The 18,304-nt window shown below is 61.2% G+C and carries 17 protein-coding genes and 4 tRNA genes; 8 read left to right on the forward strand and 13 right to left on the reverse strand.

From position 1 onward, the window contains the following. Positions 1-44: 44 nt before the first annotated feature. A complete protein-coding gene (locus AC3WVQ_RS06585; RefSeq protein ID WP_090295611.1) occupies positions 45-1,223 on the forward strand; it encodes a zinc-binding metallopeptidase family protein in 1,179 nt (392 codons plus the stop codon). An 84-nt stretch (positions 1,224-1,307) separates the two neighbouring features. On the opposite strand, the gene radC is transcribed toward AC3WVQ_RS06585, so the two are convergent. Genes radC through phaC form a run of 4 tightly spaced genes read right to left on the reverse strand, consistent with a single transcriptional unit; the run spans position 1,308 to position 5,540 of the window. Beyond that, the gene (gene radC / locus AC3WVQ_RS06590) at positions 1,308-2,096 is read right to left on the reverse strand and encodes a RadC family protein (RefSeq protein WP_192370799.1); all 789 of its coding nucleotides are present in this window, start codon (positions 2,094-2,096) and stop codon (positions 1,308-1,310) included. Beyond that, positions 2,093-2,932 carry a type I methionyl aminopeptidase gene (map, locus tag AC3WVQ_RS06595; protein ID WP_034796583.1) on the reverse strand — a complete coding sequence of 280 codons (840 nt, stop codon included), beginning with the start codon at positions 2,930-2,932 and terminating at the stop codon, positions 2,093-2,095. Before map ends, radC begins: the two co-directional genes overlap by 4 nt. Positions 2,933-2,962: 30 nt before the next feature. Beyond that, positions 2,963-3,682 (reverse strand): DNA/RNA nuclease SfsA, encoded by a 720-nt coding sequence (sfsA, locus tag AC3WVQ_RS06600; protein WP_034796581.1) that lies wholly within the window; start codon positions 3,680-3,682, stop codon positions 2,963-2,965. Positions 3,683-3,701: 19 nt separating this feature from the next. Continuing rightward, positions 3,702-5,540, reverse strand: a complete 1,839-nt coding sequence (gene phaC, locus AC3WVQ_RS06605; protein WP_060517017.1) for a poly(3-hydroxyalkanoate) polymerase subunit PhaC — start codon at positions 5,538-5,540, stop codon at positions 3,702-3,704. A gap of 109 nt (positions 5,541-5,649) precedes the next feature. Between phaC and AC3WVQ_RS06610 the strand changes: the two genes are divergently transcribed. The 4 genes from AC3WVQ_RS06610 to recJ all read left to right on the forward strand — a co-directional run bounded on the left by AC3WVQ_RS06610 (position 5,650) and on the right by recJ (position 10,748). Next, positions 5,650-5,958 carry a hypothetical protein gene (locus tag AC3WVQ_RS06610; protein WP_089044642.1) on the forward strand — a complete coding sequence of 103 codons (309 nt, stop codon included), beginning with the start codon at positions 5,650-5,652 and terminating at the stop codon, positions 5,956-5,958. 126 nt (positions 5,959-6,084) lie between these two features. After that, complete coding sequence (locus AC3WVQ_RS06615) at positions 6,085-7,302, forward strand: LL-diaminopimelate aminotransferase (protein ID WP_492382616.1); 1,218 nt, start codon at positions 6,085-6,087, stop codon at positions 7,300-7,302. 87 nt (positions 7,303-7,389) lie between these two features. Beyond that, positions 7,390-8,712: a homoserine dehydrogenase gene (locus tag AC3WVQ_RS06620; RefSeq protein ID WP_492382617.1), complete on the forward strand. Its 1,323-nt coding sequence runs from the start codon at positions 7,390-7,392 to the stop codon at positions 8,710-8,712. Positions 8,713-8,945: 233 nt separating this feature from the next. Continuing rightward, positions 8,946-10,748 (forward strand): single-stranded-DNA-specific exonuclease RecJ, encoded by a 1,803-nt coding sequence (recJ, locus tag AC3WVQ_RS06625; RefSeq protein ID WP_110818922.1) that lies wholly within the window; start codon positions 8,946-8,948, stop codon positions 10,746-10,748. Between the two features lie 43 nt (positions 10,749-10,791). On the opposite strand, the gene AC3WVQ_RS06630 is transcribed toward recJ, so the two are convergent. From AC3WVQ_RS06630 to AC3WVQ_RS06665, 8 genes are all read right to left on the reverse strand, one after another. Continuing rightward, positions 10,792-11,571: a hypothetical protein gene (locus AC3WVQ_RS06630; RefSeq protein WP_143034212.1), complete on the reverse strand. Its 780-nt coding sequence runs from the start codon at positions 11,569-11,571 to the stop codon at positions 10,792-10,794. Positions 11,572-11,585: 14 nt separating this feature from the next. Next, on the reverse strand, positions 11,586-11,921 hold the full coding sequence (locus AC3WVQ_RS06635) for a hypothetical protein (protein WP_127889031.1): 336 nt from the start codon (positions 11,919-11,921) through the stop codon (positions 11,586-11,588). A gap of 379 nt (positions 11,922-12,300) precedes the next feature. Next, positions 12,301-12,375, reverse strand: a tRNA-Glu gene (locus AC3WVQ_RS06640). A 138-nt stretch (positions 12,376-12,513) separates the two neighbouring features. Continuing rightward, a tRNA-Glu gene (locus AC3WVQ_RS06645) sits at positions 12,514-12,588 on the reverse strand. 199 nt (positions 12,589-12,787) lie between these two features. After that, a tRNA-Glu gene (locus AC3WVQ_RS06650) sits at positions 12,788-12,862 on the reverse strand. A gap of 199 nt (positions 12,863-13,061) precedes the next feature. Next, positions 13,062-13,136 (reverse strand) — tRNA-Glu (locus AC3WVQ_RS06655). Positions 13,137-13,272: 136 nt separating this feature from the next. Beyond that, positions 13,273-14,616 (reverse strand): YcbK family protein, encoded by a 1,344-nt coding sequence (locus tag AC3WVQ_RS06660; protein ID WP_034790899.1) that lies wholly within the window; start codon positions 14,614-14,616, stop codon positions 13,273-13,275. 398 nt (positions 14,617-15,014) lie between these two features. Beyond that, positions 15,015-15,455, reverse strand: a complete 441-nt coding sequence (locus AC3WVQ_RS06665; RefSeq protein ID WP_060517024.1) for a VOC family protein — start codon at positions 15,453-15,455, stop codon at positions 15,015-15,017. 196 nt (positions 15,456-15,651) lie between these two features. On the opposite strand from AC3WVQ_RS06665, the gene AC3WVQ_RS06670 reads away from it, so the two are divergent. From AC3WVQ_RS06670 to AC3WVQ_RS06680, 3 genes are all read left to right on the forward strand, one after another. Beyond that, positions 15,652-16,230, forward strand: a complete 579-nt coding sequence (locus AC3WVQ_RS06670) for a cold-shock protein (RefSeq protein WP_034790903.1) — start codon at positions 15,652-15,654, stop codon at positions 16,228-16,230. Beyond that, positions 16,230-16,715, forward strand: a complete 486-nt coding sequence (locus AC3WVQ_RS06675; protein ID WP_034790906.1) for a DUF192 domain-containing protein — start codon at positions 16,230-16,232, stop codon at positions 16,713-16,715. Before AC3WVQ_RS06670 ends, AC3WVQ_RS06675 begins: the two co-directional genes overlap by 1 nt. Before the next feature lie 163 nt (positions 16,716-16,878). Beyond that, entirely contained in the window at positions 16,879-17,532 is a 654-nt protein-coding gene (locus AC3WVQ_RS06680; protein WP_060517027.1) for an outer membrane protein, read from the forward strand. A 65-nt stretch (positions 17,533-17,597) separates the two neighbouring features. Here AC3WVQ_RS06680 and AC3WVQ_RS06685 read toward each other — a convergent pair whose 3' ends face one another. Beyond that, positions 17,598-18,227 carry a DUF1062 domain-containing protein gene (locus tag AC3WVQ_RS06685; RefSeq protein ID WP_060517029.1) on the reverse strand — a complete coding sequence of 210 codons (630 nt, stop codon included), beginning with the start codon at positions 18,225-18,227 and terminating at the stop codon, positions 17,598-17,600. Between the last annotated feature and the right edge of the window lie 77 nt (positions 18,228-18,304).

The following is an 18,304-nucleotide window of genomic DNA, read 5'->3' on the forward strand; positions in this document are numbered from 1 at the left end:
CACCGACCGGCAGACCTTACCAATTCCCGAACTCGGAGGATGTGGTGGCAACCCTTCTGCAAACGCTCGGCGACCTGATCGGTACGAACTGGAAACATCGCGAGGTACCCAAGCGGTACTCGCGCACCTTTGTGTGTCGCTGTGGCAGTCACGTGTTTTTCGGCAACATGTTTTGTAACAGCTGCCAGACGCCGCTCGGATATCTGCCAGGTGAAGATGCGTTGCTGCCGCTCGACCCCGGCCCACAGCCAGGTATCTGGGCCGCAGGCGAGGAACGGCCATTGCTGAAGTATTGCGGCAACCGTGACACGCCGGCGCAGTGCAACTGGATGCTGATGGCCAGCGAGCCGGGGGAACTTTGCATCGCCTGCCGGCTGAACCGGACAATTCCGAATCTCGATCGCGAGGACAATGCCCGCTACTGGGGTCTGCTTGAGGTGGCGAAGCGACGGCTCGTGTCGCAGTTGCTGGCACTCGGCTTGCCCGTGAAGTCCAAGGTCGACGAGGACGAGAAACACGGTCTGATGTTCGATTTCCTGCGTTCGCCACCGAGCGGGCCGCGCGTGCTGACCGGGCACGCCGACGGTTTGATTACGGTCAACATCGAGGAGGCGGATTCGGTCCAGCGCGAGAAGATGCGGCTCGAATTCTACGAGCCCTATCGGACGCTGCTGGGCCATCTTCGACATGAGGTCGGTCACTACTACTGGAACCGGCTCGTTTTCAACGGACCCTGGCTGGAGCCGTTTCGCACGCTGTTCGGCGATGAGCGGGCCGATTACGCGGCGGCATTGAAGGCGAACTATGACAATGGCGCACCCCCAGACTGGGCCGATCGGTACATCAGTTCCTATGCTTCCACACATCCCTGGGAAGACTGGGCCGAAACTTGGGCGCATTACCTGCATATGATCGATAGCCTGGGCACGGCACTCGGCTTTGGGCTCGATGCAGAGGATCTTGAAGCGATTGTCGAGCCATTCGAGCGCGACGCCTTGTATGCGCCCGACGACACCGGCGCCGACGGGTTTCTGTCGCTGTTGAACTCCTGGATCGAAATGACGATGGTGCTTAACGAGTTGGCGCGCAGCATGGGCCAGCCGGACTTCTACCCCTTCGTAATGTCGAAACCGTCAGTGGCGAAACTGCAGTTCGTGCATATGGTCGTCGAGGCTTCACGCTCGGCGGGGACGGAGTCTGTCGAAGCCGGCTTTTTGGGGTAAACGCCTTCGCCACTGTTTGCGGCAGGGCGGCGTCACCACCGGGCTGCTACCTCCGCCGCGCGAAACGGCTGGGTGCCAGCGCGCTCAGAACAGCCGCAGCCCTTTCAGGCTCACGTGGCCGTCCTTGCCGATGATGATGTGGTCGTGCACGGCGATCCCCAGCGGTTTCGCCGTTTCGACGATCAGCTTCGTCATGTCGATATCGGCGCGCGACGGGGTCGGATCGCCGGATGGATGGTTATGCGCCAGGATGATCGCGGTGGCCGAGAGTTCCAGCGCGCGCTTGACCACTTCACGCGGGTAGACCGGCGTGTGGTCGATCGTACCTTTCTGCTGCACCTCGTCGGCAATCAGCGTGTTGCGCTTGTCGAGGAACAGGATGCGGAACTGTTCCTTCGTCTCGTAAGCCATCGCCGCGTGGCAATAGTCGATGACGGCGCTCCAGGACGAGAGAAGCTGCTTCTGGCGAAGTTCGCTCTTCAGCGTGCGGTGACCAATTGTGGAGATCAGCTTGAGGTCGAGGGCGACGGCCTCGCCGATACCGCTCACCTCCTGCAACAGCGCGATCGGGGCGCCGAAGACACCGGCGAGCGTGCCGAAGCGCGCGAGCAGAGCCTTGGCGATCGGCTTGGTATCCTTGCGTGGGATCAGCCGAAACAGCAACATTTCCAGGATTTCGTAGTCGGCGAGTGCGGCATCGCCGCTTTCGCGGTAGCGCGCCCTGAGGCGATCGCGATGACCGTGATAGTGCGCCTCGAGTGCCGGCGCCTTCTTGGCGGCCGGCGAGTTATCTAACTGCAATTGCGGAAAAAACGTCCTCTCGTCCGCCGATGGCACAAAATCGCCGTCAGGGGAGATCGAGCGTTTCGTCATGCGGCGCCGAGCGTGCTGACGCCGGGCTTGAACAGGCCGGCGGGCGAAAGCGTGAAGATCTCGCAGCCATCGGCGGTGACGCCGACCGTGTGCTCGTATTGCGCCGACAGCGACCGGTCGCGGGTCACGGCGGTCCAGCCGTCCGAGAGCACCTTCACATGCGGGCGGCCGAGATTGATCATCGGCTCGATGGTGAAGATCATGCCCTCGCGCAGTTCCGGCCCTTCATTGGCGCGGCCGTAGTGCAGGATGTTCGGCGCGTCGTGGAAGAGCTTGCCGACGCCGTGGCCGCAGAAATCGCGCACGACGGAGCAGCGCTCCGCTTCGGCATAGACCTGGATCGCTTCACCGATGGCGCCGGTGCGGGCGCCCGGGCGCACGGCGGCTATGCCGCGCATCAGGCTCTCGTGGGTGACGTCGAGCAGTCGCTCGGCCGCGCGCTTGATCTCGCCGACCGGATACATCCGGCTCGAATCGCCATGCCAGCCATCGACGACGTAGGTGACGTCGATGTTGACGATATCGCCCTCGCGCAGCGGCTTGTCGTTCGGGATGCCGTGGCAGACGACGTGGTTGATCGAGGTGCAGGACGATTTCGTGTAGCCGCGATAGTTGAGCGTCGCCGGCAGCGCGCCATTGTCCATGCCGAACTCGAAGACGAACCGGTCGATCTCGTCGGTGGTGACGCCCGGCTGTACCCGCGAGACGAGCTCGTCCAGACAACGCGCAGTCACCTGGCAGGCCTTTCGCATGCCCTCGAAACCTTCCGGTCCATAGAGCCGGATTACGCCGGTGTTCTTGTAGGGCGCAGACCCTGCCTCGATGTAAGTCACCATTCGAAAGCTTTCAGTTGTTCCAGTCGGATTTCATAGAGCAGCGAGGGCCGCTTCGTCCACTGTCATCAATCCAGTTGGGCGGATTTGCGTTGGCGAAACCTGACATTTGACCGCATAGGCCTCAACCCCACGTGACATCGCGCGGTCGAATGCGCGCGCATAGGCGGGATCGAACTCGCGGCAGATCCTCAACCGGTCACAATCGTCGCGCTGCACGAGATAGATCATCACCGCGCGGTGACCGGCCTCAACCATATCACCGAGTTCGTCGAGATGTTTCGCCCCCCGCGTGGTCGGACTGTCAGGAAATTCGGAAAGACCGGGCGAGCGGCTGAAATGCACGTTCTTGACCTCGACATAGGCACGGCCGCGCTCGGGATCGCTGAGGAGAATGTCGATGCGCGAGTTGCGTCCGTATTTTTGCTCGCGTGCACTATGCTCATAGGTATGCAGGTCGGAAACGAGCCCCAGCCGGATGGCTTCTTCCGCAAGCCGGTTGGGCAGGCCGGTATTGATGCCGACCATCGTTCCGTCGGCTTCGACGATTTCCAGCATCTGGCGGTACTTCCGCGTCGGGCTGTCGTGTTCTGACATCCAGATGCGTGAACCGGGTGTCGTCAGCCCGCGCATCGATCCCGTGTTGGGGCAGGATCCGGTCATGGCCGTGCCATCAGGCAACAGGGCGTCGAAGAGAAAGCGCTTGTAGCGCTGCACAAGGGTTGCGGTCGTCAGCGGAGGATCGAAGATCAAGGCAGGTCCTGCGAATGATTCAGGCGCGGGCGCGTACGTAGGAGCCCGGCGCTTCCTCGAGCGAGTTCAGCGGACCGCCCGGCTTGCGGGGCGCAACGCGTCGCTTGTCGAGTTTCTCGATCCATTGGTGCCAATGCGGCCACCAGGATCCCGGTGTTTCCTTGGCGGCCTTGAACCAATCGTCGAAGTCACCCGTGGGGGCGCCTCCGGTCCAGAACTGATACTTGCCCTTGTCCGGCGGATTGACGACGCCAGCAATGTGGCCCGAACCCGAGAGAACATAGGTGACCTTGCCGCCGAACGAAGCGCTGCCGAGAAATACAGAGCGCGGCGGGGCGATGTGGTCTTCCTTGGTCGCGAGATTGTAGATCGGGATCTTCACGTCGCCGAGCGATACCTGCTTGCCGGCAAGAACCATCTCGCCCTTCGAAAGCTTGTTATCGAGGTAGCAGTTGCGCAGATAGAAGGAATGGTTGGCGGCCGGCATCCGCGTCGAATCGGAGTTCCAGTAGAGCAGGTCGAAGGGCAGGGGTTCCTGGCCCTTGAGGTAGTTGTTGACGAAGTAGGGCCAGATCAGCTCCGAGGCGCGCAGCATGTTGAAGGCGGTCGCCATCTTCGAGCCGTCGAGATAGCCGGTCACGCTCATGTTCTGTTCGATCTGGCTTATCTGGTCCTCGTCGACGAAGACCTTGAGGTCGCCAGCGTGAGTGAAATCGACCTGCGTCGTGAACAGTGTCGCCGAGCGGATGCGATCGTCGCCCTCGGCCGCATGCAATGCGAGCGTCGCGGCAAGCAGGGTGCCGCCGACGCAATAGCCGATGGCGTTGACTTCCCGCTCACCGGTGGCCTGCTCGACGATATCGAGCGCAAAGCCGATGCCTTCGCGGGCATAGGCTTCCCAGTCCTTGGTCGCGTGCCGTTCGTCCGGGTTCACCCAGGAGATGACGAAGACCGTGTGTCCCTGATCGACCGCCCATTTGATGAAGGATTTCTGCGGGTTGAGATCGAGCACGTAGAATTTGTTGATCCAGGGCGGGCAGATCAGCAACGGCCGCTTCAGCACGGTTTCCGTCGTCGCCTCATATTGCAGCACCTGGCAGACGTCGCTCTGGGCAATGACCTTGCCCGGCGTCATCGCGATATTCTCGCCGATCGCAAACTTGCTGGTGTCGGTTTGCCGGAGCTTGAGGTCGCCGCGACCGGCGGCGATGTCCTCGGCAAACATCTGCATGCCCTTGACCAGATTGGCGCCGCTTGAGGCAACCGTCTCGCGGTAGAGCTGCGGATTGGTGGTGACGAAGTTGGTCGGAGACAGCGCGCTCGAAACCTGGCGAACGTAGAAAGCAGCCTTGTGTTTCGTGTGGTCGTCGAGCCCCTCGGCGTCTTCGACCATGCGTTCGGCCCAGTCCGACGTTACGAAATAGGCCTGGCGAATGAAGTCGAAGAACGGGTTCTTCACCCAGTCCTCGTCGGTAAATCTCTTGTCGTTGCGCTGGAGGCCGGCCGGCTCCGCCGTCTCTTCGCCGGACATCCGGTGCAGCGTGCGCGACCAGATCTCGAAGAAGCTGCCCATCAAGTGAGTCTGCGCTTCGAGCGTGCGGCGCGGATCGGAAAGCCAGTACTCCGAGACCTTGGACAGCGTCTTGACCATGTCGGTGACGGGTTCGGCGAAGGTATCGGACTTCTGGCCCGATTCCCGCGGCGCCAGCCAGGCGGAAGCCGCTTTGCCAAGCTGTTCCATGGCGCGGGCGAGGTTGACTGCGAGGCTTTCCGGATCCTTGACGATATAAGGTTCGACGGATTTGGGATCGAAGCCTGCGTAGCCGTCCTTGCCTTCCGCATTCCTCTCTGCTGTCACCCGGCGTCCTCCACAGCATCTTGTTTGTTTTGTATTTTTACATTCTGCCCGAAAATGATTACAAGGGCTAGCGCATCGTCGCGCCATCAAAATAGAGGTCGTCTCCAGTATGCTTGCCGTCGGAAAACAGCGTTCCATCACCTGGGTTGCCGGGATCGTTCTGCTAGGCACGCTTGCAGGCTGCAACAGCCAGGGGACCAACTTCGAGAACTATCCGTCGGTTTACGGCCAGAAGCCGGCCGCAACGACGCAGATGACCAACGATGAAGCGGCAAGCATGCAGGCGCGCCTGAGCTCTCTCGGCGCTGCACGCAAGTCCGGCGCGATCTCCGAAGCCGAGTATCAGCGTCGCCTGAAAGAAATGCGCGCGCTGGCCGAACAGCACGGCGCCGACACGCTGAAAGAGATCCAGAATTAGCGCTTGCCTTTCCGGTGATTTGGACGCAAAGCGTTCAATGGCCGCATGGACGGCCGTTCACCACAGCGCACGGTTTCGCAAAGGCTTGAGCCGCTGGCGGGAGCGTGCGCCAAACGAGGTTTGGAGATGGAAGAGTTTCACAAAGTCCGGCGTTTGCCGCCCTATGTTTTCGAACAGGTCAACCGTTTGAAAGCAAGCGCGCGAGCGGCCGGTGCTGACATCATCGACCTCGGCATGGGCAATCCGGATCTACCCACACCACAGTCGATTGTCGACAAGCTCTGCGAGGCCGTTCAGGACCCGCGCACGCATCGTTATTCGTCGTCGAAGGGCATTCCCGGGCTGCGTCGTGCCCAGGCCGCCTATTACGCCCGCCGCTTCGGCGTCAAGCTCAACCCGGATACCCAGGTCGTCGCTACCCTTGGCTCCAAGGAAGGCTTCGCCAACATGGCGCAGGCGATCACCGCACCTGGCGACGTCATTCTGTGCCCGAACCCCACCTATCCGATCCACGCCTTCGGCTTCCTGATGGCCGGCGGCGTCATCCGCTCGATCTCGGTCGAGCCGGACGAAACCTTCTTCGGACCGCTGGAACGCGCCGTTCGCCATTCAATCCCCAAGCCACTGGCGCTGATCCTCAACTATCCGTCGAACCCGACGGCGCAGGTTGCGACGCTCGACTTCTATAAGGACGTGATCGCCTTTGCGAAAAAGCACGACATCATCGTGCTTTCGGACCTTGCCTATTCGGAGATCTACTTCAACGACGCGCCGCCGCCGTCGGTGCTGGAAGTGCCGGGCGCGATCGACTGCACGGTCGAGTTCACCTCGATGTCGAAGACCTTCTCAATGCCGGGCTGGCGCATGGGCTTTGCCGTCGGCAACGAGCGGCTGATCGCAGCCCTGACACGCGTGAAATCCTACCTCGACTATGGCGCCTTCACGCCGATCCAGGTGGCCGCCGCCCAGGCGCTGAACGGTGACGGCAGCGACATCGCCGAAGTGCGCAATATCTACAAGCGCCGCCGCGACGTCATGGTCGACAGCTTCGGCAAGGCCGGCTTCGAAGTGCCGCCGCCGGCAGCGACGATGTTTGCCTGGGCAAAGATCCCGGAGAAGTTCCGTCATCTGGGCTCGCTCGAATTCTCGAAGCTCCTCGTCGAGAAGGCGGATGTCGCGGTCGCTCCGGGCATCGGCTTCGGCGAACAGGGCGACGACTATGTGCGCCTCGCTCTCGTCGAGAACGAGCACCGCATCCGCCAGGCGGCGCGCAACATCAAGAAATTCCTGTCGACCGCCGACGAGACGATGCACAACGTCATCTCGCTCAACGCTCATAGGTAAGAAGTCGGGAGGCGGGCTTGACGCGCGCCTCCTTCCACACTGGCCCCGCTGTTCTCGCGGGCGCCCTCTACATGTTAGGAAATGGCTATGGCAGATGCCCTCAAAATCGGCATTGCGGGCTTGGGTACCGTCGGTGCCTCGCTCGTGCGAATCCTCCAGGATCGTCACGAGATGCTTGCGACAACGTGCGGACGGGCAATCGAGACCACGGCCGTAACGGCGCGCGACCGCAACAGGGACCGCGGCGTCGATCTTTCGAAGACCGCCTGGTTCGACGATGCCATTTCGCTTGCGCGTGACGCCGATATCGACGTTTTCGTCGAGCTGATGGGCGGTGCCGGCGATCCCGCCTATTCGGCCGTCAAGGCGGCGCTGCAGCGCGGCATTCATGTGGTGACCGCCAACAAGGCGCTGCTGGCTGCCCATGGCATCGAACTTGCAAAGATCGCCGAGGAGAAGGGCGCGCTGCTCAACTACGAAGCGGCTGTTGCCGGCGGTATCCCCGTCATCAAGGCGCTGCGCGAATCCATGACCGGCAATACGATCTCGCGCGTCTATGGGATCATGAACGGCACCTGCAACTACATCCTGACGAAGATGGAGAAGGAACAGCTTTCCTTCGTAGCCTGCCTCAAGGAGGCGCAGCGCCTCGGCTATGCCGAAGCCGATCCGGCCTTCGACATTGAGGGCAACGACACGGCGCACAAGCTGTCGATCCTGACGAGCCTTGCATTCGGTACGGCGATCGCTGCCGACGACATCTACCTCGAAGGCATCACCAATATCTCGATCGACGACATTCATGCAGCCGCCGATCTCGGTTACCGCATCAAGCTCCTCGGTGTCGCCCAGCGCACCGAAAGCGGCATCGAGCAGCGCGTCCACCCGACGATGGTGCCTTACGATTCCGTCATCGCCCAGGTCGATGGCGTGACCAATGCCGTTGCGATCGAATCCGACATTCTCGGCGAGCTCCTGATGGTCGGCCCGGGTGCCGGCGGCAACGCGACGGCGTCGGCCGTGCTCGGCGATATCGCCGACATTGCCAAGAGCCGCCCGGGCGCCCAGCACGTTCCGGCCTTCGGCCGTCCGACCAATGCGCTGCTGCCCTATAAGCGCGCGCAGATCCAGAGCCACGAGGGCGGCTACTTCATCCGCCTGAAGGTCGTTGACCGCACCGGCGTCTTCGCCAGCATCGCGACCCGCATGGCCGACAACGGCATCTCGCTGGAATCGATCATGCAGCATTCCAAGCATCTGATGGACACGGGCGAGCCGCAGACGATCATCTTGGTCACGCACGCGACATCGGAGCACTCCGTTCGCGATGCGATCAAGGCGATCAAGGGCGAGGGCTACCTCGTCGGCGAGCCGCAGGTCATTCGCATCGAACGCCCGAAGGCAAACTGACGGCGAAGGACCTCGGGCCGTTCGGCATGACGGTGCGCAGTGCCGTTTGTGGCCAACAAATTAGAAGCCTCGCCGCGCAAGCAAGCCGGCGAGGCTTCTTTTTTGGGAATTGGGCGCCTGCGGCGGCCCAACCCCCTACGAAACGTGGATCTCTGTGTATGCCGTTCCAAAAACGGTCACGATTTCCAGGGTTATGCGCTAAGAGGAATGAAGCGCCAAGCGGATGGACGAGCATGGAAGAATTGGTGGATCCGGTACAGCGGGCCTTTCTGAATGTCGAGCGGTCGGTCAGCGGCCAGCGATGGGTGTCGCGCCTCGACCAGGCGGGCCAGAACCGCGCGCTCGCCATTAGCCAGGTTCACGGCTACTCCGATCTGCTCGGTCGCGTCCTTGCCGGCCGCGGCGTCGTACTCGACGATGCCGCAAGCTTCCTTGATCCGACGCTTCGCTCGCTTATGCCGGACCCGGACACGCTTACCGATTGCCGCAAGGCTGCAGAGCGTCTGGCGGCCGCCATCAAGCGCCGTGAAAAGACGGTGATCTTCGGTGACTATGACGTCGACGGTGCCGCGTCTTCGGCTTTGATGGCGCGTTTCCTGCGCCATTTCGGCGTCGACGCGGAAATCTACATTCCCGATCGGATCTTCGAGGGCTATGGCCCGAACCCGACGGCAATCGAGCAGCTGATCGACAAGGGCGCCGATCTCATCGTCACCGTCGACTGCGGCTCGACCAGCCATGAGGCGCTCGCCGTTGCCGATAAACGCGGCGTCGATGTCGTCGTCATCGACCACCATCAGGTCGGCTCGGCGCTGCCGCCCTGCCATGCGCTCGTCAATCCCAATCGGGAGGACGATCTTTCGGGGCAGGGGCATCTTTGTGCTGCCGGTGTCGTTTATCTGGTTCTCGTCAATACCTTGCGCGTTTTGCGCAACGCCGGCGACAGCCGCGTTTCTTCGTTCGACCTGCTGTCCCAGCTCGATCTGGTGGCTCTGGCGACGGTCTGTGACGTGGTGCCGCTCAAAGGGCTCAACCGCGCCTATGTCGTCAAGGGACTGATCGCGGCGCGTCACATGGGCAATGTCGGGCTTTCGGCACTGCTGCGGAAAGCTGCGATCGGCGGCCCCGTCACGCCCTATCACCTGGGCTTTCTCGTCGGCCCGAGAATCAATGCCGGCGGACGCATTGGCGATGCGGCGCTCGGCAGCCGCCTGCTGGCGATGGAGGATGCGGCCGAGGCGGAGAAGATCGCCGCGCAGCTCGATGAGCTCAACCGCGAGCGGCAGGCGATGGAAGCCGTCATGTTGGCCGAGGCGGAAGCTGAGGTTCTGGCCGAATACGGCACGGGCGAGGGCGCTTCGGTGATCGTTACCGCGCGCGAAAACTGGCACCCGGGCATCGTCGGACTGCTCGCCGCCCGCATCAAGGAAAAATTCCGACGACCGACTTTTGCCATCGCCTTTGATCCGAACGGACGCGGCACCGGTTCGGGCCGCTCGATCAATGGCTTCGACATGGGCAAGATGGTTCGGGCCGCCGTCGATGGTGGCCTGCTGGTAAAGGGCGGTGGCCATGCCATGGCTGCCGGTCTCACCGTCGAGCGCGCGAAACTCGGCAAGCTCAGGCAGTTTTTCGAGGGACGTGCGGAAGCGGCGGTGCGCGAACTCGTCGCCATCCAGACGCTCAAGGTGGACGGCGCGCTTGCAGCCTCCGGCGCGACCCTGGAACTCATCGATCTCCTGGAGCAGGCCGGCCCCTACGGCTCGGCCCACCCGCAGCCGGTCTTCGCCTTCCCGCAGCATCGCCTGCGCGACAGCAGGCAGGTCGGCGCCAACCACATCAAGGTGATGCTGGAGGGGCAGGACGGCAGCCGCCTTGACGGTATTGCTTTCCGGGCGACCGAGACACCGCTCGGCGACTTCCTGCTGTCGAGCCGCGGAACATCCATCCACGTCGCGGGATCGGTGTCCGCCGATCTGTGGCAGGGCCAGCGACGGGTACAGCTGCGCGTCACGGACGCGGCAAAGGCGCTGTAGCACCCGTCGCGAAGTGTGCTGACAGATATTTCGCTGGGCCGTGTTATGGCTGACCGTACCGCACACGCTTCAAAACATCTCGAGGATTCACAGCGAGGATGGTGTTGAAGAACGTCGTTTCGACGATGGTGTCGCCATCGGCTTGCAGGCGAAAATGCACGCTCTTGTTGCCGCCACAGTTCGTTGCGTCGATCATCGCGATAACTCTTTCGACCTCGTCGGGCGTCTTTTCGTCCAGCCTGACAAGGGCAGGATAAAGGGGGGCGCAACTTGCATCGCCGTCGCGAACAAGTTCTCCTTGTCGATCAAAGAGATAGCTGAGGCGTGCGAACTCTCCCTTGTGCGAGCCGCTATGGGCGCTGCCCCACATGGCACTTAGGTACTGAGCCACAGCGCTCAAAGATCCGAGATCATTGAACGGTCGCAAGGCTTCAACATTGTAAACCACGGAGTAGAGGCGACTGCCGCTGAGTGGTGAATTCAGTGTGAGCGAGTAGGTACGACGGAAACCCTGCTGCTGGTCCAGTCGGGTAATGTGTATGCGCTGCAGATAGGGTGCTTTGGCATAAGCTGGGAGCTTCGGGTCTTTGCGATTGTTCAGGCTTCGCGTCGTTTCGGAGCGTTCCCAGTCTTTGAAATCCCGCTCGAGCAACGTTTCTAACTCTTCAATTGGCATCCCCAGCTTGAACACCGGACTCGGTACCAAGTCTGCAGGCGTCAGCGTTTGCTCGCCAGAAACCGCGTTGGTTGGGGCCGCAAAAGGAGATCCGGGACAGCACGAAATTGTGATTGTGGCGAGCGCGGCAGCAATGACGCGAAACAAAACTAGATTCCCGTTCAACTGATTCGAGGAACGCCCGACTTGCGATCGGAGCGTGTTTCCCCAGCGATCAAACGATCAAGAATCAGGTCGAAATCGTCGGCGCGTTGAAGTTGCTCCTGAAGAGCAGGAAGATATTTCGCACGGCTTCGGATGGCGTCGCCAGCAGATCGAAGGCTGAGCAGAATCTGTTTAGAGATTGCGTATTCGCTCTGCAGTCCTTCTGCCTTTTGCCAGATATGGTCTTCCAGAGCGTCAAATGCCGACGCATCGAAGGTATCGGACTTGAGAAGCCGGCCGACTGCTTGATCCGTCAGCCTCTCCAATACGACGTCAAACTGATTTTCCGACACCCGAGTGCGCCTCATTCTGTTGAGCTGTAAACTCAAAGCAGAACTGCAATATTTCGTCGAGTCCGGGTTTTGACATCTGTAGCCGCATCAGAAATCAGGCGGTGAAGGCTGCCGCGCGTGGTCGAGAACGCGAGTCGCCACCGATGCAACAGAACGGCCCCTGCGACCGCGCCGTTGCAGGAGTCCCTGCTTTGGAAAGCTACGCACATACCCCTGGTGTGCGGAAACCGGCCACGATCCTGTTGCCGCTCACGTCGCTGTCTCTTCCAAAGGATATCTGCGAAACACCAGTATGCGCTTGGGAATTACGTGAGACGCGCATCAGTGTGGGCACCCGCATTCGCCAGCAATAGCAATCGGGAATTTGCCGAACCGGCCTTGGCACGCCCAACGGGAATCGAACCCGTGTTGCCGCCGTGAGAGGGCGGCGTCCTGACCGCTAGACGATGGGCGCATCTCTATTCGATTGAGCGCAAGCGGTTGCTGCGCAACGCGCTATCCTAGTCCTGTTCGACGAAAACGACGAGAAGAATCGAAGGCGATCCGTCAGCCGATGGAACAAGGCTTTCGATGTAGGGGAGGTTCAACACAGTGGCACGCCCTAGGGGAGTCGAACCCCTCTTCCCAGAATGAAAATCTGGTGTCCTAACCGATAGACGAAGGGCGCACTCGCTGTGTGGGCGCCTTATAGCCAGCGACTCTGAATAGAGCAAGCGCCAATCTCGGGAATGTTGTGATTTTCCTGTTCAAAATACCAAGAAAGATTCATGGCGGCACGAGGCGGAAATTTAGGTGTCGAAACGCGCGGTAAATCGCTGTTCCAACAACAGAAAATCGATTTTCATTTGGGGAGAAGATCAACACAGTGGCACGCCCTAGGGGAGTCGAACCCCTCTTCCCAGAATGAAAATCTGGTGTCCTAACCGATAGACGAAGGGCGCACTCGCTGTGTAGGCGCCTTATAGCCAGCGACTCTGGATACCGCAAGCGCCAATCTCAGTTTTTTTGTGCTTTCCCTGTTAAAACCGGTGAGAAAAATTCGGCGGTCAAAGAGCTGGAATCGGAGATGCGTACGGTGCAGCGGAGTTGCTGCTTCAGATGCTTAAAACGTCGATTTTCGGGAGAAGGAGATCAACACAGTGGCACGCCCTAGGGGAGTCGAACCCCTCTTCCCAGAATGAAAATCTGGTGTCCTAACCGATAGACGAAGGGCGCACTCGCTGTGTGGGCGCCTTATAGCCAGAGGATTTCAGAACCGCAAGCGGCAATCTTCATATTTCTGTAAAAATTCCACAGGCCGGAAGCAAAGGAGGCTTCTCGTCGAATCCTCCATGGAAACAAATGCTTGCCTTCAGCCCTTGGCGCGCCGGCAGCGCCAGTTCCAGTCCCGCTGTGCGCCGATATCGATATGGACCGACTCCGTGTGGCAATAGGTGCCGACGCCGCCGCGGCCGGGGACGCTACGCAGGAATTCGGCGAGATCCCACTTGCTGACGCCCTGAACCTGAATGTCAGCCGCCTCGCAGCGTGTATGCAGCGATTGCTTGGCGCGGTTGACCTTGATCGGCCTGAGGCCCGAGGTCACCATGACCTGCTTGCCGTAATGCGTTTCCACCTTCTTCAGCATCTGCATGAGCTCGGGCTTGAAACAGCCGGCATCGACTTTCTCGGTCTGCAGAATGAGCCCGCTCGGCGCCAGTCGAGCGAGCCCCGAGAGCGAGGCGACCTGAACCGGTGCGCCGTCGTCGTCATCGCCGAGGTGCTCTTCGTGCTCGTAGTTGTAGAGCGAGTTCAGTTTGACGCCCGGAAGCGTGTAGGCGAGGGAGGCCGTTTGCGGCTGGCTCGCATTGCTGGTGGTAATCGTCTTCTTTTCCGCCGGCGGAGCCGAGCGAAGTGCCGCCTGCTGCGGCTTCTCCTTGCGCTTGCCGGCAAAAAGGGCCGCGAGCGTCCAGGTTTTGGACGTGTCCTTGTTATCGTCTGCTGGCGTGGCTTCTGGTGCTGCCTGCTGCGCGGCGGCGACCTCGGTCGCTGCTGGTGTGGCGTCGGCATTGGCCACCGCCTGTGGCGTCGAAGAGGTCTGGCCGCTGGCGGCAGCCTCGGCGCTCAGCGGCACCGGAACGGCAACAGGAAGGGTGGCGTCCTGCGCGGGAGAGGGAGCATAGGCGGCGACAGCGGCGTCCGTCACGACGTCGTTGGCCGTGTTGGCGGCCCCCTGTTGCGGCGCTATTACCGGCAGCGGCTGTCGCTGGGTGCCGCTGAAAAGACTGTTGTTGGTTGCGTTCATGCCGGGCTGGCCGGCGGGTAGCGGAACAGTTCCCGTCGTCTGCGGCTGGACGGTCGTCGTTGCCTGTGCGGCAGGTGCCTGGCCATAGATGCTTGAGGAGGCGGCGCGCAGGCCGGTGCCCTGCATCGTCAGCGATTGCGGCTGTCCGCCATCGTGGGGAACTGTGGCATTGCCGGCTGCCTGTTGCGCCTGCGGATTGCTGCCGAGCGCAACCACCTGTCCATCCTGGACTGTGGCCTCCGATTCGGCGGTTTGCACAGGGGCTGCTTGCCCCTCGGCCTTCAGCGCGGTCGCTGCATCGTTTTCCCCGACCGCCGACATGCAGCCGCTCAAGGCCAGCAGCGATACGGATAAGGCTGCCGCCCGCGCAATGGTGACGAGCACCGCGCCCTTCGTGTCCGGATGTTGCAACGTCCTATCCCCGCTCTCCGTGCATGACCGACGAAGCCTCGCCTTGTCATGCATTAAGTCTCAGTTCCGAAACATCGCTCAGAACAAACAAACTCATGCTTCTCGCGGCGATCGGAATGAGCGCCACGGGAAAAGATCAGGCCAAGTACAAAAGGGGGTCGCCGCCACGAGATATCGCGGATAGGACCCGGCATCAACGTTTCGCGCGAAAAAGTACTCAACGACACGCGATTTGTAAACCGGCGCTAACCTTGAGCCCGCATGTTTCCAACATGCAAAGGCCCGGATAGACCGGGCCCTGGATCATTCATAGCTGCTGCTGATCGACGGCTCGGCCATGCCCGCCGGATTTCACCGACAGCACGGGGCCATCTTCGTTCGCGAGAATTGTGCGGAGCTTACCAGGCGCCCGTATTGGCCATCGACGCCCAAGGTTCCTGCGGCGGCCGGTTTTCGCCTTTCTGTAGGATCTCGATCGAAATGCCGTCGGGAGAGCGCACGAACGCCATGTGGCCGTCGCGCGGCGGCCGGTTGATGGTCACGCCGTTCTCCATCAGGTGCTGGCAGAAACCGTAGATGTCGTCGACTTCGTAGGCGAGGTGCCCGAAGTTGCGCCCGCCCGTATAATCTTCCGTATCCCAGTTGTAGGTGAGCTCGAGGCAGGGAGAGAGTTCGCCGCGGGCGCGATCGATGTCGCCGGGAGCGGCCAGAAACACCAGCGTGAACCGGCCCTTTTCATTTTCGTAGCGGCGGATCTCCGTCAGGCCGAAAATCTTGCCGTAGAAGTTCAAGGCCTCGTCCAGATTCTTGACGCGAACCATCGTGTGCAGATAGCGCATTGCAATGTCCCTGTTTTGCAGAAGATGGCGTATACTGGTCCGTCAGCAAGCCAGAGGCAAGGCTGCGTCCCCATATTAGTTCTCGGCCAAAATATGCCGAGGGTCTTGCGTATCCGCGGCGGGACGATGTTATTCTGGTCAATAAGAATCAGTTAACCGTATCGGTAGTCGCGCGTAAACGAGGGGCTGGGAGAGAATGGCGGATAGGACATCTTCAAAAGACGTCATGCATGGTGACGACTTTGGCAGCGACGCTCTCGACCTCATCGAAATCACCGGCGTGATCAAGTGGTTCGACGTCGCCAAGGGCTTCGGCTTCATCGTTCCCGACAACGGCATGCAGGATGTGCTGGTGCACGTGACCTGCCTGCGCCGCGACGGCTACCAGACGGTTCTTGAGGGTGCGCGGGTCGTTGCTCTCATCCAGAAGCGGGACCGCGGTTACCAGGCGTTCCGTATCCTATCGATGGACCAATCCACGGCGGTGCATCCGTCGCAGCTGCCGCCGGTCCGAACCCACGTGCAGGTAACGCCGACCAGCGGCCTTGAGCGCGTTCTCGTCAAGTGGTTTAACCGCACCAAGGGCTTCGGCTTCCTGACCCGCGGCGAGGGAACCGAAGATATCTTCGTCCATATGGAAACGCTCAGGCGTTTCGGCCTGACGGAACTGCGGCCAGGCCAGGTGGTGCTCGTCCGGTTCGGCGATGGCGAAAAGGGCCTGATGGCCGCTGAGATACATCCGGATGGACCGTCGCCGACGAGCCGGGCGCACTGATGGTCGCGGCTCGAAACCTTGTCGGAAAAAGCGCCTTCCTGGCGCTTTTTTTGTTGCTTGCCCTGACGGTATCGTCTTTCGCCGACGTTCAGTTCACAACGGACAAGATGCGCCTGGTCACCGCGGACAAGGCTGTGCACGAACTGACGGTCGAACTGGCCCTCGATCCGGCCCAGCGTGAGCAGGGCCTGATGTTTCGTACCTCCATGGCGCCGGATCACGGCATGCTGTTCGATTTTGGCGAGACACGCCGCGTGATGATGTGGATGAAGAACACCCATTTGTCGCTCGATATGCTGTTCATCGACAACAAGGGCGTTGTGCGCACGATCCATGAAGGCGCCGTGCCTTTTTCGGAAGCGATCATTGATTCGAAAGAACCGGTGGCTTTCGTGCTTGAGCTCAATGCCGGCGCGGTCAAGCGGCTGAATATCCGGCCCGGAGACCGGCTGGAAGGTGCCCGCATGCCGTCTTCGAAGCCGTAGACGCCGGGGCCACTTCGCGGTCCGCCTTGCCCTTGCCCGATCATTTCCTAAATTATGTGTCTGAACCCCACGGGTTTCATGGTTGAGATCATGGAGCCTTTCGGGCAGACTGCGCGTTAACGAGTTGCTAATATTCTTCTGGCGACAACAGGAGGCAGCCGTGATGATCCGGAGTGTGCTTGTTGCAATGGTAGCGGCCTGCGCCGTTGCGCAAACAGCGATGGCAGCGGACTTGGCAGCCGATCTGAGCCAGCCGCCGGCACCGGTCGCGCAGCCATCTCCAGGATTCGTCTGGACCGGCGGTTATGTCGGCCTCCAGGGCGGCGGCGGGTGGCTCAATGGCGATTTCAGTGCGCCCGGCAGCAGCGCTTCAGAAGACTTCAATGGCGGATTGCTCGGCGCCTTTGCCGGTTTCAACTTTCAGCAGGGCGACTGGGTTTACGGCATCGAGGGTGACGTCAACTACAATTGGAACGACAAGACGTTCGACGTCGGCGGAACCTCGACCGAAGTTGGTACCGACGTTTCCGGCGCAATACGCGGCCGGGTCGGCTACCTGCTGAATGACAAGGCGCTGCTCTATGGCGCCGGCGGCTGGGCGGTGACCCGCGGCTTCGTCGATGTGCCCGGCGCATCGAAGGAAAAGGAAACCTTCAACGGTTGGACGATCGGTGCCGGTGTCGACTATTCGTTCACCGACAGCGTCTTCGGCCGCGCCGAGTACCGCTACAACGACTACGGTGACAAGGACTTCGGCGGCGTCAATGTCGATCTCGACCAGCACCAGTTCACCGTTGGTGTCGGCGTAAAGTTCTGACCAGCAACCATTGGCATCGCGGAGCGCGCCGGCATGCTGCCGGACGCTCCGCGGTATCCTTTCAACTACGGGCCGCCGCGGGCACGCCGGGCAATCTCGGCACGGTCATCTTCCGCGGTAAGATCGAGGACGATGCGGCTGCCGTCTCTGATCGGGCGTCGCAGGGCCTTCCGCGACTCGGGCAGAAGCGTGAGTCGCCCTTTGGTTTCGAGCTTGCTCAGTCTGGCGCGTGAAAGCGCGAGTTCCGCCGATAGCAGGCGGTCGACGCGCAGGCTGCTTGCCTGGCGCACGACAAGGACAATCTCAAGCCGTGCGCAACCTGCACTCCCACCCAATACGTGCCGTTCCACGTTAGAATCGGCCAAATCCTCGATCCGGTCCGTGCATTGGCGAAGACCTTCGATGTCGAACGCCGCCTGGCGGACCCAGACGGGATCGTTGCTTTGAAGCGCTGCGAGCGCATCCGGGGCGACGCTGGCGACATTCCGCCGCTCGAAGATCGGACGGTTCCAGGTGTCTTCGCAGACGGCGCAGCGATAGATCAGCCAGGCGTCGAGCCGCCGCCCGTTGGCGTTCAACCGTGTCTTGCCGCTGCATACGAAGGGGCGGTGGCCGCCGCAGCGGCTGCAGACAAGCCACGGGCGGGGGGCGGATTGGGGTTCGATGGTCCACTGGACCGTCAATGTATGAGACATGTCGTCTGGTTCTTCCAATTGGAAGTCCATCGAGACGACGGTTTGAGTACCCGTTCCGGGGACGCGGCCTGGCAGCT

This window comes from Ensifer sp. EB106-05-01-XG146 (assembly GCF_058791875.1).